Source organism: Micromonospora gifhornensis, from assembly GCF_016863515.1.
Lineage (GTDB): Bacteria > Actinomycetota > Actinomycetes > Mycobacteriales > Micromonosporaceae > Micromonospora > Micromonospora gifhornensis.
Map to the genome: position 1 here is coordinate 165,989 of NZ_BOPA01000026.1, position 13,615 is coordinate 179,603.

A 13,615-nucleotide genomic window follows, 5' to 3' on the forward strand; every position below is an offset into this window, starting at 1 on the left:
AGGGCACCTTATTAACGCCTCCGGTAGAGGAAGGGCCCCTTATTAACAACTCGGCGTGCCGACGGCAAGCCGCGTTAGGGTGCGCGGGTGCCCGAACTGGAACGGCTGACCGCCGAGCACGCGGACCCGCTGCTGGCCTTCGAACGCGACAACCGCGCGTGGTTCGCCGCCTCGGTGCCGGATCGGGGCGACGACTACTTCGCCACGTTCGTCGACCGGCACGCCGCCCTGCTCGCCGAGCAGGCCACCGGGCGCTGCCACTTCCACGTACTGGTCGACCAGGGGGAGGTGCTGGGCCGGTTCAACCTGGTCGACGTGGCCGACGGCGAGGCCGAGCTGGGCTACCGGGTGGCGCAGCGCGCCGCCGGGCGCGGGGTGGCCACGGACGGCGTACGTCGGGTGGCCGCTCTCGCCCGTCAGGCGTACGGGCTGTGTCGGCTGACCGCCGTAGCCACCCTGGACAACCCCGCCTCGCTGGCGGTGCTCCGGCACACCGGGTTCACCCCGACCGGTGAAGTGTCGATCGACGGTCGTCCGGGGCTGCGGCATGTGCTGTCGCTACTCGCCGAGGACTGAGCCGCCCGCCATCCGCTCCCGTACGGCCGTCAGCTCCTCGAAGGCGTACGCCCAGTTGTGGCACTTGAAGCTGCGCAGGCCCTCGATCGGGGTGCGGCAGTCGGCGCAGCGGACGCCCGCGATGGCGTCGGGGAGGCCGGTGTTGACGTAGCGGCGCTCGCCCAGGATCACCGTGGCGATCATCATCGGATCGTGCACGCCCTTCAAGGCGGAGGAGACGATGTCGTACCAGCTGATCCGGCGATCGCACTTCGGGCAGTCCGGCTGGTCGCCGCTTACCCACAGCGGAGCACCGATGGTGCGCGGCGGCATGTTCAGCAGCTTCTCGATCCGCCGTACGTCCGTCTCCGGGGTGGTCCAGCGGTGCCGGCCCGGCAGCGAGGCGGGTGAGTCGTAGACGGCCTGGAACAGCTCGGGGTCGACCTCGACGGTCTCGCGTTCGCTGGTCACGGCGTACCTCCCGGGGTTGTCGACGCCCTCACCGTGGCCACCGGCGGGCAACGGGCACAACCGGATCAACGACACGGCACCCCTACCGGCGTCGGCAGCACCGACCTGCTGAGAGGAACCCGGGTCAGGCGAAGTGGTGTCCGGAACGCCAGTCCTCGGCGTTCTGCCGCCACACCGACCGGGTACGCCAGAGCAGCACGCCGCCGCCGACCCCGAACATCACCGTCACGGCGATGACGACCACGGGCTCCAGGTAGCCGGCACCGATCCGTACGTCGCGGACGTTGCGTCGTGGATCGGCGGGGTCGTACCGCACGGTGGCGACGTCACCGACCTGCGGTTCCGGGCTCCACCTGTAGTCGGTGACCTCCGCGACGACCTGGCGGCCCTCGGCGGTGGTGAAGGCGACAAGCACGTACGAGTTCCTGCCCTGCGCATGCACCTCGCGTACGGTCGCCTCGGCCTGCACACCGTAGTTGTCCAGCCGATGGGTCCGGTGGATCGACCGCACCTCAAGCGGCACGATCACCGCCAGCAAGGCGACAAGCAGCACGATTCCGGTCAGCGGGTGGCGCATCCAGTAGCCGGGCAGCCAGCGGCTGCGCAGCCTGCGCGGCTTCCGCCGATCCCGCCAACCCACACTGCAATCCTGCCCGCCCCCGACAACCGGACGCGTCAGCGGTTCTGCCGTTCGACCGCGCGCCGCAGCACACCACGTACGCCGGGCAGGGTGATCGCGCGCATCGTGACGTCGTTCAGCCACACGTGGACGCGGCTCGGTGGGGCGTACTGGTGCATGCCGCGACGGGCGAGTGCCTGCCGCTTGACGACCTCCGGTCGTAGCGCGGCCTCCCAACCGGCGAGGGCGGTCGGGATGTCCTGGTCGGGCCGGTTCAGGGCGGTGCCGAGCCGGTCCGCGCCGGCCAGGGCGAGGGCGGCCCCGTGCCCGGCGAAGAGGGTGACGCACCAGGCCGCGTCGCCGAGCAACACCACCCGACCGTCGCTCCACCGGGGCATGACCACCTGGCTGACCTGGTCGAAGTAGGCGCCGGCGGGATCGGCGGCCAACTGCCGCAACGCCTCGGGCACCCCGGCGGCGAGGTCGGCGAAGGTCGCCCCGACGGCCTCGACCGCGCCCCGAGCCACCTCCAGCCCCGGATCCTCGCAGCGGTAGGTGAAGAACGCCGAGGATCGGCCGGGCCCCAGGTTGATGATCGCTGCCGTCCGGCCGGGCCCGATGAAGGTCGTCGCGGACGACTCGGGCACCTCCGCCACCGGCTCGGCGAGGGGGACCGCCGCCACCACGTACGGCAGGTCGACCCGGTACTGCGCACCGAACACCGACGTCCGGGTGGCGGAGTGCACCCCGTCGGCGCCGACGAGCAGGTCGGCATCCTCGGTGCTGCCGTCGCTGAGCGTGACCCGTACCCGGTCGGCATCCTGCTCGATCGCGGTGACGGTGGTGCCGAAGCGGAACTCGGTGTGCTCGCGGGCCACGTCGTACAGCGCGGCTTCCAGGTCGCCCCGGAACACCGTCATGGCGCGCGGGCCGAGGGTGGCCTCGGCGAGGGCCGCCGGCACGGTGAACTTCGGCCGACCGTCCGCGCGGACCAGCACGGTGGAGAAGGAGCCCAGCGCGCGGTCGGAGAGTGCGGGTAGCAGGTCGAGTCGCTGCGCGGCGTCGTACCCCGACCCGAGCAGGTTCACCAGGTAGCCGCTGCTGCGCCGGCCCGGGGCCCGCTCCACCACGGTCGTGCGCCAGCCGTCGCGGCCGAGCCGCGCCGCCGCGGCCAGACCGGCGATGCCCGCGCCGACGATCACCGCTCGCCTCATGCGGTATCCCTTCCCAAGAATGAGCGTACGCTCAAATAGTATGAGCATCTGCTCATGCGAGACAACTGAAGCCGTCCGGCCTGGGCCTAAGATCAGAGGCATGCCGCGCGGAGTCGCCACCCCCGAGCCTCGGCAGCAGCTCTTCGCCGCCGTGGAGCGCGTCGTCGTCGGCGAGGGGCCGAGCCGGCTCACCAGCCGGGCCGTGACCCGCGAGGCCGGCGTCGCCACCGGGCTGCTGTTCAGCCACTTCACGAACTTCGACGAGTTCCTCGTCGGCTACGCGGTCGACCGCAGCTTCCAACTCGCAAGCGCAGTGGCCGGGCTCCCGACCCGCGCCGGTAGCGCGACGGTCACCGAGAACCTCAGCGAGATCGGCCAAGCACTCCCGCTGGACGCGCTTGTGACGATGACCCGGCTGATGGCGTACCGACCCGGCATCACCGCCGGCGTCGAAGCGGTGCTCGGCCCCGGCAGCGCCGGCCTGCAACCGGTCGAACGGGCGATCGCCCGCTACCTCGCCGCCGAGCAGCAGTTGGGCCGGGTGCCCGCGAGCGCCGACCCGGAGGCGCTGGCCCTGATCGTGACCGCAGTGCTGCACCACCTGCTGCTGACCGACGGCACCAGCCCGCTGGCCGCCGGCCGACTCCACCGCGCCATCGCGGCACTCACCGACGGATTCCCCACCGTCGCCCAGTGACCACAGCGCGATGACGCTCAGGGCCTGACCGCACCAGATCCACAGCCATGCGCCCCGCAGCGGGCACACATCTGCCTTGCCCGTACCGTCTGGCGTCTGTCAATATCATCTGCCCGGGTGATCATCGCCCGGTCGGTACATGGGGGACAGATGCGCATCGGCTCGCGCTCAACTCGACGGATCGTGGCACTGCTGACGGTGGCCGCACTCGGCAGCTCCGGAGGTGCCGTAGCGGTGGTCGCACCCGCCTCGGCAGCCGGGCCCACACTGCAATCCGCGCAGACCGTACGCCCACCGGCGGTGTCGTCGTACGAGTATCCGATGTATCCCAACTCGCCCAACCTCGACTACAGCATCGGGATGGCGGGCACCTTCCAATTCCTGACGTACCGCACCGACACGGTGGCCTTCGCCTGGCGGCTCGGCGACGACGGCCCCTCCGGCACCGTCCCGGCCGTCGATCGCCTGGGGTACGCGTCGATCGCCCCCACCCAGGCGGGCCTTCAGACGCTCTACGTCCGGGATGTGACCCCCGAGGGTCCGCAACCGAGCGAGACCGCCTACGCGTTCAAGGTGGACGACGGCCCACGGCTTGTTGATCGCGGCGAGGACGGCGCGGAGTTGGTGGTCGGCGAGTCGCGGACGGTGCGCCTGCGGCCGGGTCGACCGGACGTCGTCTCCTACACCTACAGCCTGCGCGACCGGGTGCACAAGACGTACTACACCGGCACGGTGGCCGCGCGCCCGGACGGGACTGCGGACCTCACCTGGACAGCCGTCCACCACGAGATCGCCAATCTCCTGGTGCACAGTGTCAGCGCCGACGGCACCGTCTCCGCCAGCCGGTACGTCTCCTATTCCGTCGACGGTGCGGCGCCCACCGTGTCGCGCATCCCCGGCGTGGGCTGGGTGACACCGACCACCTTCATCGCCCGTACCCGCATGGCGAACCCCGTCGAGTACGTGGTCACCATCAACTCCGACCAGAACAGCCGACAGATCCTGACGCCGGCAGCCGACGGCAGCGCCACCTTCCAACTCCTGCCCACCGTCAGGGGCACCCACTACATCAACGTCTTCGCACGCAACGCCGCCGGTGTGCAGACGGGCAGCGCCATCATCCTCTGGTCGGTTTCCAACCGTCCGGAGGTAACCTCGACCGACTTCCCGTCGAACGGCGTCGGCCGGGTATGGCCCGGCACCTTCACCTTCACCGCCGGAATGCCTGGCACGACGGAGTTCCGGTACCGGATCAACGGCGCTCCGTCGGTCGCGGTCCCCGCCGGCCCGGACGGAACGGCGACCGTGTCCTGGACGCCGCCGACGGACGGTGCCCACGAGGTGCTGCTCTGGAGTGTGACTGCCACCGGCAGCACCTCCGATGTCACCGAACACCGCTTCCAGCTCAAACGCCGCCTGATCGCCCTCGACCACGTCACCCCGGGTTCGGTGACCACCGGCGAGGTGCACCTGCTGGAGCTGACCGGCTACGGCATGCACAAGCAGGACCTCATCGAGGTCATCCCGGCCGACGGTAAGCCGGTACCCGCGCAGGTCCACCACCTGACCGGCGGCGGCGCGATGATGCTGGTCCACGCCGACCTGACCGGCGTGGCGACCGGTCCGGCCACGGTGCGGCTGACCCCGCACGACGAACTCGGTAGCTCGGTAACGTGGGCCAGCAGATTCCAGATCGTCGCACCGCCCGCGCCCAAGGCCACCAAGCTGCCGGCGATCACCGGCACGGTCGCCGTCGGCAGCACCGTGAAGGCCAGCACCGGGACCTGGACGCCCAGCGCCACGTCGTACAAGTACCAGTGGGCGGCGAACGGCACCGCGATCAAGGGCGCCACCGGCGCATCACTCAAGATCACGGCCGCGCTGCTCGGCAAGAAGCTCACGGTCACCGTGACCGCCATCCGGACCGGTCACCCGAACGGCAAGGCCACCTCGAAGGCCACCGCCGCGGTCGCCAAGGGCAAGGCCCCCAAGGCGACGAAGAAGCCCAAGATCAGCGGTACGCCCAAGGTCGGCCGGAAGGTCAAGGCCCTGGTCGGCACCTGGTCGCCGAAGGCGGACTCCTACAAGTACGAGTGGCGGCTCAACGGAAAGCTGATCAAGGGAGCGACCGGCAAGACGCTGAAGCTGACCTCGAAGATGCGCGGCAAGAAGCTCACCGTCACGGTGATCGCTCGCAAGGCCGGCCACAGCAACGGCAAGGCCACCAGCGCAAAGGTCACCGTACGCCGCTGACCCTGAACGGGCCCTGGTTGGCTAACAGGCAGCCCGGACGACGTCGGAAGCTAGAACTGTAGAACATGTGGTTCTACACTCGTAGTCATGGAACGTATCGGTGTCCGGGAGCTGAACCAGAACACGAGCCAGGTGTTGGCTCGGGTGAGTGGCGGCGAGACCGTCGAGATCACCGATCGCGGACACCCGATCGCCCGACTGGTTCCGGTGGGCGACGACAGGTCGGTGCTGGCCAAGTTGGTAGCGGCGGGGCGAGCCGTCGCCCCCACCGGCGGGGGCTCTGTTCCGCTTCCACCGAAGCTCGGTGACGAGAGCGTGGATGTGGCCGCCTCGCTCGCTGCCATGCGGGACGAGGAACGCTGGTGATCTACCTCGATTCAGCTGCCGTCATCAAGCTGGTTCGACAGGAGATGTGCAGCGCCGACCTTGTCTCCTGGCTCAACAAGCACGACGACGTGCCGCTGGTTTCCTCCGCTCTCGTTGAGGTGGAAGTGCCCAGAGCGCTGCGCCGATCAGCTCCGCAAGCTTTGATCGGAGTGCCGGCGGCCGTCGGACGGCTGTTCCGAATGGAGATCGACAGCACGGTCCGGGCGACCGCAGCCGCGTTCGCTGAGCCGACACTCCGCAGCCTTGACGCCATCCACCTGGCCACCGCCCAGGTACTGACCAACGAGTCCGGCACGGCGCTCACCGCCTTCGTCACCTACGACCGGCGGCTGCTCGAATGCGCCAAGGCAGCTGGGCTGCCCGTAGCAAGCCCCGGCCAGAACTGACCCACAAATCCACCATCCTGTGCGGAGTCCGGCCGTACGGCAGCGCGGCCATGACATCGGCCGTGGTCTGCGCTTCTGCTTGCACCCCCGTATGGGTATCCGTTCGGAGTGAGCCGCCAGGGACTCGGACCTGAACCTATGGATTGCCGGCGAACCGGTCTCCTGCGGTGCGGTTCGAGGTCATCCGGGCTGCTGGCGCGCTTCTCGGCCGGGTTCGGCTGGCACGGTTGCTGTACTTCGCTGCTGTACTTCCGCAGGCTGTCTGGCCCAGCCGATGAACCGTCGGTGGAGTGCGCCGGCCGGTGCCCAGGGCATGTCCTCGGCGGCCTGCACGAGACAGACGCCGAGGTAGAGCGCCAGCGACACCTGAGCGCCCGCGTACTCCGCGCGTAGCTCTCGCCTCCGAGTGGGGCAGGGCCAGGGCAGGTCGCAGCCGCCGCAGCTCCAGATCGGCATCACCGGGCCGTGGGTGGTCACCGCACACCGCCCAGGAATCGGGCGACGCTCGAGCGGGCCTGCCGGCTGGTCGCCCATTCCACCTGCCAGCACGGGTACGGAGCCAGCCGCGCCCACCAGGCGCGGCAGCCGACGCACATGCCGTCGAGCCCTCGAACGTGTACGGCGAGGATCGCGTACTCCTGGTCGTTTCTCACTGCGCCTCCTCTCCCGGCCAGTGGCCACGGTTGATGGGGATGCGGTGCCGGGCGTGGCAGGGCAGATCGGCTCCACAGCGACAGATCCGCCGCCACTTCTGCCAGGACCAGACCGGCCGATGCCGCCGAGCAAGGGTGAGGGCTACCGCTAGGACGTACTCGTCGTAGGACACGCGCCCTTTGTTCTCCGACCTCTGCTGCCAAGGGCCGGTACCCCGGGCAGCGCAGCCCGCACCTGCGGGCGAAACACTCGCATCGTTCGGTCTGGTCACCGTGCCTCCCGCCGACGCCTGTGGTCCGTGGGCACCCCGTCACCCGTGCCTGGAGACAGGGCACCCACGGCAGAGCACCCGGCCGCCAAGCTGGGTAGCCCCACGAGCAACTTAGGACGCAATGTGCGCAGGGTCAACAGCTACGACACATAGCGTTGTAAGTTGAGCCCGGGATGTAGTCTGCTTGCACCAGCCGCCAAGCTGGGAGCACCACCTATGTCTGAAGCTGCCTACCTACAGGTCGCCCGAGATATCCGCGAGCAGATCAGCTCTGGACAGTTGAACCCAGGCGACAAGTTGCCCTCGTTCGCTGCCCTCTGCGAGCACTACAAGGTCAGCAACACGGTCATCCGCGCCTCGATGCTCCTGCTCAAAGCCGAGGGCTTGATCGACGGGCGGCAAGGTAAGGGCGTCTACGTCGCCGACCCGCTTCCGCGGTAGCTCGGGTCGCCCTCCGAACGCCTCTCACGCCGAGTTGGAGGAAACGATGCACCCTGTACTGAGTGAATATGTGAAGCGGGCCGGCTTCGACGAGGCCCGCTCGCGCCGCATGGTCAACGGATTGCGCGTCCTGCAGGAGATCGCAACCAAGGGCCACCAGCCGATCACCTACGCAGCCTTCGCCGAGAAGTTGCAACCCGGCCTGGCGCCGCTGGCGACCGGCGCGATCTTGGAGGACATCGGCGTCTTCTGTAATCAAGCAGGGTGGCCGAACGTCACCTGTTTCGTCGTCTCCGCCACCACCGGTGAATGCTCGGAGGGATTTACGAAGATCTCCAGCGAGAGCCCAATGGCTGCCCGCGATGCCGCCTGGTTCGCCTACGCGGTCTACAAGAACGCGCCGCGCGTTTGACGAGGGTTGAGTCTCGCATCTTCTGCGGGCTACCGCGGATCTCGCCGCGGTCGACGAGAACTGACCCGTCAGGCAGAGGTCTAGCCATACGCCTCGCTCACAAGCCCTGTGCGTCGCGTCCGCAGACCTCCGGCAACGGCTGCAAGCTCGGAGCGTTGCCCGGGCCTGCGTTCGTCAGCGTGCCGCCGCCCGGCGGCGTTGCTGTCTACAGCCCTTACCCTGGCCACCCTGCTGAAGTCCGCCCGCGCCGTCCGCTAACGCGACCTACAAACGGACCTCATGCCACACCGCCGCCGACCAGCCGCACGGCACTTCATCACCCGGATCGACGCAGCCCTCGGCCAGTACCGCTGACTACAACTCGCCTCGGGCCTCACGCGCGACCAGCTCCAACACGGCGATCACCGTGCCGGCACCCACGATCTCGCCCTGGGAGACGAGCTGCCGTGCCTCCTCCAACGGAATCCAGGCGACCTGCTCGGCCTCGTTGACATCCACCGGAGCACCGATGTGCTCAGCGCTCCTGGCAAGGAACAGCAGGTTCTCCGCGTCCGCGGTCGCCACCCACGGCTGAAACGCCAACAACGGCTCCACCACACCCGGACGCCACCCGGTCTCCTCTTCAACCTCCCGGACCGCACACGCCGCCGGATCCTCACCCTCATCGACGTAGCCGCCCGGCAGCTCCCACACCCACCGGTCGAACACGAACCGGTGCCGCCGCATCAGCAACAGCCGCCCCTGACCGTCAAGCACCGCCACCATCGCTGACCGAGGCGCCCGAATCACGTACTGCTCAAACCGCACCCCATCCGGCAACTCCACATCGGCGATGCTCAACCGAGCCCCCGACTACCATCCACCACCCGCTCACCATGAATCGTCCACCGCGTCGACCCGACGTCCTGTCCCTCCACCATCCGGCCAGTATCCGACCAACGGCACGGAACCGCTGCCGCACAGCACTCCGCCAACTAGGTTCCGTGCGTGACGACCCCGCGGCCTCCGGGCGTTGCGGGCAGCGGCGCACACGCCTCGCTGCCCGAGGCACTGCAGGTTCCGGCAGTCGCCCCGCGAGTCGGGCTGATAAGCGGCGACGACGTCGAGGGTCATCCGCCACAGCAGCGGATCGTCACATCGTCAGGGATGACAGCCAGGCGGCCGATGTCCCCGCCCAACCCGGACGGGGCACTCACGATGAACAACCACCGGTTCGCACAATGGTGCGGTCGGTGGGCCGCCAGGGACTCGAACCCTGACCCTCTCTGGCGAGGCCTCGATCATCTGTAATCGGCGGATCGACCTGCTGACCTGGCTGAAGTCTTGCGTTGCCTTACAGCGGTTGACGGTCCTTCTCGGCGTGAGGTGTGCCCGGCTTGTGCCCGATGATCTCGCAAGCCGCTTACCGCATCTTGCTGACGTTGGGCGGCACACCGTCACATCTCTCGCCGGCGGGCCCGTACCCCTGGCTGTCGCTGGCCGTGCTGGATGATGATCGACCAACTACGATTCGATGTCATGTCTGTGGATCGTGACGAAGAGATCATCGCCGCCTACGCGGCCGGGCAAGACCTCGGGCATATCGAGCGACGCTTTGGCATCTCAGCCGACGAAATCCGCAGGATCGTCGCGACGGAGACGGAAATCAAGGTTGCGACCGACAAACGACCCAGTGCGCAACGGCCACGGGTCACACCGTTGGGCGCAGCGGGCATCGTCCTGATAGCGATTGGCCTCGTTGGTCCCTGTGCGGGAGGCATCTTGTGGCTCGCCGTCTACTACCTCTCTGAGACGGCGTACCCGGTCTCTTCCTGGCAGGAGGGAAATCTGGCAGTAGGCCTCAGCGGAATGTGTGCGGGCTCCGTCCTGACGGTGACCGGTGTGGTCCTACTACTGGTAGCCCGCAGCCAGCGACGGTGATGGTTGACGGAGGACCGGCGAACTCTGGCAGGTGGCGTTGCTGTCGCCACCTCCTAGACGGAGATTGGGAACTCGTCTCAGCCTGGCGGGCGCCCGTGGTGGCCTCCTGTTCTTGCAGTCGGCCGCGACCACGTGAAATCGTCCAGCCATGTCGATGGCGGAAACCTACGTCGCCGAAGAAAGACCGGCCACGCGGCCTGGTCGGTGGCCTCCTGCGACAGGCAGGCAGTGAGCGACCGGAAGCTCCCGCCAACCAAGATCGGAGCTGAGTTGTGCCCTCGTCGTGCCCGATGATCTTCACTCGGCGTTAGCGCAGCTCATCGGCGGTGTGTGGTGGGCCGCCAGGGACTCGAACCCTGAACCTATGGATTAAAAGTCCACAGCTCTGCCATTGAGCTAGCGGCCCGCGGCCCACAGGCTACCTGACCCCCGTGGCCCGGCGCGCGATGCTCAGGCCCTCCAGGCACGCACCCCGACCGCCGATCAGTTCCGACGGAAGCCACCCCAAGGACGGCGACGCCTTCGGCGATTCGCATCCGGCTGGCAGGATCGGGCCGTCGGCACTGCGACACGGGGAGGGTGAGCATGCCGGAGTCGATCCGCGTCGTCGTACTGGCTGGGGCGACGTTCAGTACCGGGCTGGTGGCCGGGCTGTTCTTCGCGTACGCCTGCTCGGTGATGCCGGGTCTGGGGGCGACCGACGATCGGACCTTGATCGGTGCCATGCAATCGATCAACCGCAAGATCCTCAACGGTTGGTTGTGGCACTGATCTGCCATTCGATCACCTTCGCTGTAACGATGCGGTCGAACGTGCCGCTCAACGATCAGTTGGACGCCGCCAGGTCGGTCGACGGGACCACCGACCTGGCGGCGATCCGACGTCGGTTCGAGGGGCCCTGGGTGCGGTGGAACCTGGTCCGGACGGTCAGTTCGGGCGCCGCCTTCGCCTGCCTGATCGGTGCCCTGCTCACCCGGTGAGGTCTCCGGAAGACGCCGGCACGGCGCGTGGTTGGAAAGCCACTTAACGGGTACGGACCGGGCATGCGCATCGTGGTGGTGGGGGCGAGCGGGAACATGGGTACGGCGCTGCTGCGCCGGTTGCGGCGCGAGCGCGACGTCCAGGTGGTGGGGGTGGCGCGGCGGCTGCCCCATGCGGGGGCCGGTGAGCCGTACGACGGGGTGCGGTGGCACTCGTGTGACATCGGTCTGCCGGGTGCAGCGGACGAGTTGACCGGGGTCTTCGCCGGTGCCGATGCGGTGGTGCACCTGGCCTGGCAGATTCAGCCCAGCCACGACCAGCACGTGTTACGCCGGACCAACGTGGACGGCAGCCGGGCGGTGGTCGACGCGGTGTTGCGGGCTGGGGTGCCGGCTCTGGTGTACGCCTCGTCGGTCGGCACGTACGCGCCGGGGCCGAAGAACGCGCCGGTGAGCGAGCGCTGGCCTGCGACCGGGGTGGTCGAATCGTCGTACAGCCGGGACAAGGCGGCGGTGGAGGAGATGCTCGACGGGATCGAGCGGACCCATCCGGGGTTGCGGGTGGTGCGGCTGCGGCCCGGGCTGATCTTTCAGCGGGAGGCGGGCACCGAGATCGCCCGGTACTTCCTCGGGCCGCTGGTGCCGGTGCGGCTGCTGCGGTACGGGCGGCTGCCGCTGGTGCCGGCCAACCGGCGGCTGCGGATGCAGGCGGTGCACGCCGACGACGTGGCTGACGCGTACGCCCGGACGATCCTGGGTGATGTGCGCGGTGCCTTCAACGTCGCCGCGGACCCGGTGCTGACCCCGGAGCTGGTGGCCCGGCACTTCCACGGCTGGACGGTGCCGGTGGCCGCCCCGGTGCTGCGCGCCGCCGCGGCGCTGACCTGGCGGACCCGGCTGCAACCGATCGACGCCGGCTGGGTGGAGCTGGCGATGAACGTACCGCTGATGTCCAGCCACCGGGCCGAGACCGAGCTGGGCTGGCGGCCCCGGGTCAACGCGGTCGACGCCCTCAAGGAACTCGTCGCCGGCATGGCCGAACGTGCCCACACCGACAGCCCGCCGCTGTCCGCCACACCCACCCTGCCCGGTCGCCCGGCCGGACTCGTCCGGGCCCGCCCGGCCGGTCACAGCAACCCTTACTGACGGGGTCAGCGCAGGGTGGAGCGGGTGAATGCGGGCTTGCCGGAGCCCAGGTAGAAGATGCCCGGGTAGGTCTCGAAGCCGTGGCTGGGGTTGCGGCGCAGGGTCGAATCCTCGATGCGGAGCGTGCCGGTGCGGTTGTTGCTGACGAAGAAGATCGCGCCGCCGCCCTCCTTCGCGTCGTTGCCCTCGATGGTGGTGCCGGCGATGCGTACCGAGAACTCCTTGCCGTCGCAGTAGATCGCGCCGCCGCTGCCGCCGCCCGGGGTGCCGGAACGGGCCGGGTTGGCTCCCTCGCCGACCGCCGCGTTGTCGCGCAACGTGCTGTTGAGTACCACCCAGGAGACACCGATGCTGCTCAGCGCGCCGCCGTTGGCGCAGGAGCCGCCGACGAAGGTGCTGCCGACCACGTACACCGGCTGGTCGTCGTGCTGGTCGAGGACCCGGATGGCGGCGCCACCCAGGTCCGGGCCCCTCCGGTCGCAGCGGTTGTCGACGAAGCGCGAGTTGACCACCTTGAACCGGCCGCCCCGGACGAAGATCGCCCCACCGCCGCCGCCGTCGGTGCGCTGGCCGGTGGCGTCGCCGTCGGCGAAGGTCAGGTTCTGCACGGTCAGCCGGGGATGGTCCTGGTTCTGGCAGTGCGAGGTGGTCCAGCCCTGCAACGCGTCGCAGGTGTTCATGTAAAGGATGCGGCGTCGGCCCTGACCGCTGAGGGTGACCTTGCCGCCGCCGTCGAGGACCACCTGCGGGCCGTTGGCGTTGCGCACCTTGGCCGTCGCCGTCATCTTGATGGTCACCGGGTCGGGGCCGCAGTCGAAGGTGATGATGCCGCCGGCCGCCACCGCCCGGACCACCGCCGCCGAGGTGCAGCTGGCCGGGGTGCCGGTGCCGACCGTACGGGTCGGCCGCGAGGTGTCCACCGCCCGTCCCGCCGCCGGCACGGCCACCGCACCGCCTGACGGTTTGCGGCCACCGCCGGTGGGTGTCGCCGAGGGCACCGCGCTGGCGCTGCGGGAGGGGCTGGCGCTGGCCGTCTGCGGCACGTCCTGCTCGCCCTGCTCGGCGGCGACCGCGCTCGGTGTGTCGGGTGCCGCGTCGACCGCCGGTGGTTGGCCGCTGCGCGGATCGGCGCTGGGCACGGACGGCCCACAGGCGGACAGGACGGTGACTGTGACGCCGAGTACGACCACGGCGGGGGATCTCAGAGGG

Annotated in this window: 16 protein-coding genes, 1 tRNA gene and 1 pseudogene; 11 read left to right on the forward strand and 7 right to left on the reverse strand. The window is 69.3% G+C overall.

Going from position 1 to position 13,615, the window contains the following annotated elements; translation table 11 throughout:
• The first annotated feature begins 87 nt into the window (after positions 1-87).
• Entirely contained in the window at positions 88-576 is a 489-nt protein-coding gene (locus tag Vgi01_RS19340; protein ID WP_204291919.1) for a GNAT family N-acetyltransferase, read from the forward strand.
• Here Vgi01_RS19340 and Vgi01_RS19345 read toward each other — a convergent pair.
• From Vgi01_RS19345 to Vgi01_RS19355, 3 genes are all read right to left on the reverse strand, one after another.
• Entirely contained in the window at positions 559-1,026 is a 468-nt protein-coding gene (locus Vgi01_RS19345; protein ID WP_204291920.1) for a DUF8243 domain-containing protein, read from the reverse strand. The genes Vgi01_RS19340 and Vgi01_RS19345 overlap by 18 nt on opposite strands.
• Before the next feature lie 124 nt (positions 1,027-1,150).
• The gene (locus Vgi01_RS19350) at positions 1,151-1,666 is read right to left on the reverse strand and encodes a DUF3592 domain-containing protein (RefSeq protein WP_102659908.1); all 516 of its coding nucleotides are present in this window, start codon (positions 1,664-1,666) and stop codon (positions 1,151-1,153) included.
• A 35-nt stretch (positions 1,667-1,701) separates the two neighbouring features.
• Positions 1,702-2,859 carry an FAD-dependent oxidoreductase gene (locus Vgi01_RS19355; protein WP_239089053.1) on the reverse strand — a complete coding sequence of 386 codons (1,158 nt, stop codon included), beginning with the start codon at positions 2,857-2,859 and terminating at the stop codon, positions 1,702-1,704.
• A 100-nt stretch (positions 2,860-2,959) separates the two neighbouring features.
• Here Vgi01_RS19355 and Vgi01_RS19360 point away from each other — a divergent pair, with 100 nt between their 5' ends.
• The 4 genes from Vgi01_RS19360 (at position 2,960) to Vgi01_RS19375 (ending at position 6,582) form a co-directional block, all read left to right on the forward strand.
• A complete protein-coding gene (locus Vgi01_RS19360) occupies positions 2,960-3,556 on the forward strand; it encodes a TetR/AcrR family transcriptional regulator (protein ID WP_204291921.1) in 597 nt (198 codons plus the stop codon).
• Positions 3,557-3,739: 183 nt separating this feature from the next.
• Positions 3,740-5,809, forward strand: a complete 2,070-nt coding sequence (locus Vgi01_RS19365; protein WP_204291922.1) for a hypothetical protein — start codon at positions 3,740-3,742, stop codon at positions 5,807-5,809.
• Positions 5,810-5,896: 87 nt separating this feature from the next.
• Positions 5,897-6,175 (forward strand): type II toxin-antitoxin system Phd/YefM family antitoxin, encoded by a 279-nt coding sequence (locus Vgi01_RS19370; RefSeq protein WP_102659912.1) that lies wholly within the window; start codon positions 5,897-5,899, stop codon positions 6,173-6,175.
• The gene (locus Vgi01_RS19375; protein WP_102659913.1) at positions 6,172-6,582 is read left to right on the forward strand and encodes a type II toxin-antitoxin system VapC family toxin; all 411 of its coding nucleotides are present in this window, start codon (positions 6,172-6,174) and stop codon (positions 6,580-6,582) included. Before Vgi01_RS19370 ends, Vgi01_RS19375 begins: the two co-directional genes overlap by 4 nt.
• A gap of 473 nt (positions 6,583-7,055) precedes the next feature.
• Here the strand turns inward: Vgi01_RS19375 and Vgi01_RS31450 are convergent, their stop codons facing one another.
• On the reverse strand, positions 7,056-7,439 hold the full coding sequence (locus tag Vgi01_RS31450; RefSeq protein WP_204291923.1) for a hypothetical protein: 384 nt from the start codon (positions 7,437-7,439) through the stop codon (positions 7,056-7,058).
• A 284-nt stretch (positions 7,440-7,723) separates the two neighbouring features.
• Here Vgi01_RS31450 and Vgi01_RS19385 point away from each other — a divergent pair, with 284 nt between their 5' ends.
• Positions 7,724-7,948, forward strand: coding sequence for a winged helix-turn-helix domain-containing protein (locus Vgi01_RS19385; protein WP_204291924.1), 225 nt, complete (start codon positions 7,724-7,726; stop codon positions 7,946-7,948).
• Positions 7,949-7,994: 46 nt separating this feature from the next.
• Positions 7,995-8,360, forward strand: a complete 366-nt coding sequence (locus tag Vgi01_RS19390) for a hypothetical protein (RefSeq protein WP_204291925.1) — start codon at positions 7,995-7,997, stop codon at positions 8,358-8,360.
• Positions 8,361-8,714: 354 nt separating this feature from the next.
• On the opposite strand, the pseudogene Vgi01_RS19395 reads toward Vgi01_RS19390, so the two are convergent.
• A pseudogene (locus Vgi01_RS19395) lies at positions 8,715-9,280 on the reverse strand (NUDIX hydrolase).
• 598 nt (positions 9,281-9,878) lie between these two features.
• Here Vgi01_RS19395 and Vgi01_RS31455 point away from each other — a divergent pair.
• Positions 9,879-10,280 carry a cell division protein CrgA gene (locus tag Vgi01_RS31455; protein WP_204291926.1) on the forward strand — a complete coding sequence of 134 codons (402 nt, stop codon included), beginning with the start codon at positions 9,879-9,881 and terminating at the stop codon, positions 10,278-10,280.
• Positions 10,281-10,611: 331 nt separating this feature from the next.
• On the opposite strand, the gene Vgi01_RS19405 is transcribed toward Vgi01_RS31455, so the two are convergent.
• Positions 10,612-10,686: transfer RNA gene (locus Vgi01_RS19405), tRNA-Lys, on the reverse strand.
• Between the two features lie 179 nt (positions 10,687-10,865).
• Between Vgi01_RS19405 and Vgi01_RS30745 the strand changes: the two genes are divergently transcribed.
• From Vgi01_RS30745 to Vgi01_RS19415, 3 genes are all read left to right on the forward strand, one after another.
• The gene (locus tag Vgi01_RS30745; protein WP_239089057.1) at positions 10,866-11,051 is read left to right on the forward strand and encodes an anthrone oxygenase family protein; all 186 of its coding nucleotides are present in this window, start codon (positions 10,866-10,868) and stop codon (positions 11,049-11,051) included.
• Positions 11,052-11,080: 29 nt separating this feature from the next.
• A complete protein-coding gene (locus tag Vgi01_RS30750; protein WP_239089058.1) occupies positions 11,081-11,260 on the forward strand; it encodes an anthrone oxygenase family protein in 180 nt (59 codons plus the stop codon).
• Positions 11,261-11,323: 63 nt separating this feature from the next.
• Positions 11,324-12,406, forward strand: coding sequence for an NAD-dependent epimerase/dehydratase family protein (locus Vgi01_RS19415; protein ID WP_204291927.1), 1,083 nt, complete (start codon positions 11,324-11,326; stop codon positions 12,404-12,406).
• A gap of 5 nt (positions 12,407-12,411) precedes the next feature.
• Here the strand turns inward: Vgi01_RS19415 and Vgi01_RS19420 are convergent, their stop codons facing one another.
• On the reverse strand, positions 12,412-13,596 hold the full coding sequence (locus Vgi01_RS19420) for a hypothetical protein (protein ID WP_343898620.1): 1,185 nt from the start codon (positions 13,594-13,596) through the stop codon (positions 12,412-12,414).
• Positions 13,597-13,615: the final 19 nt, after the last annotated feature.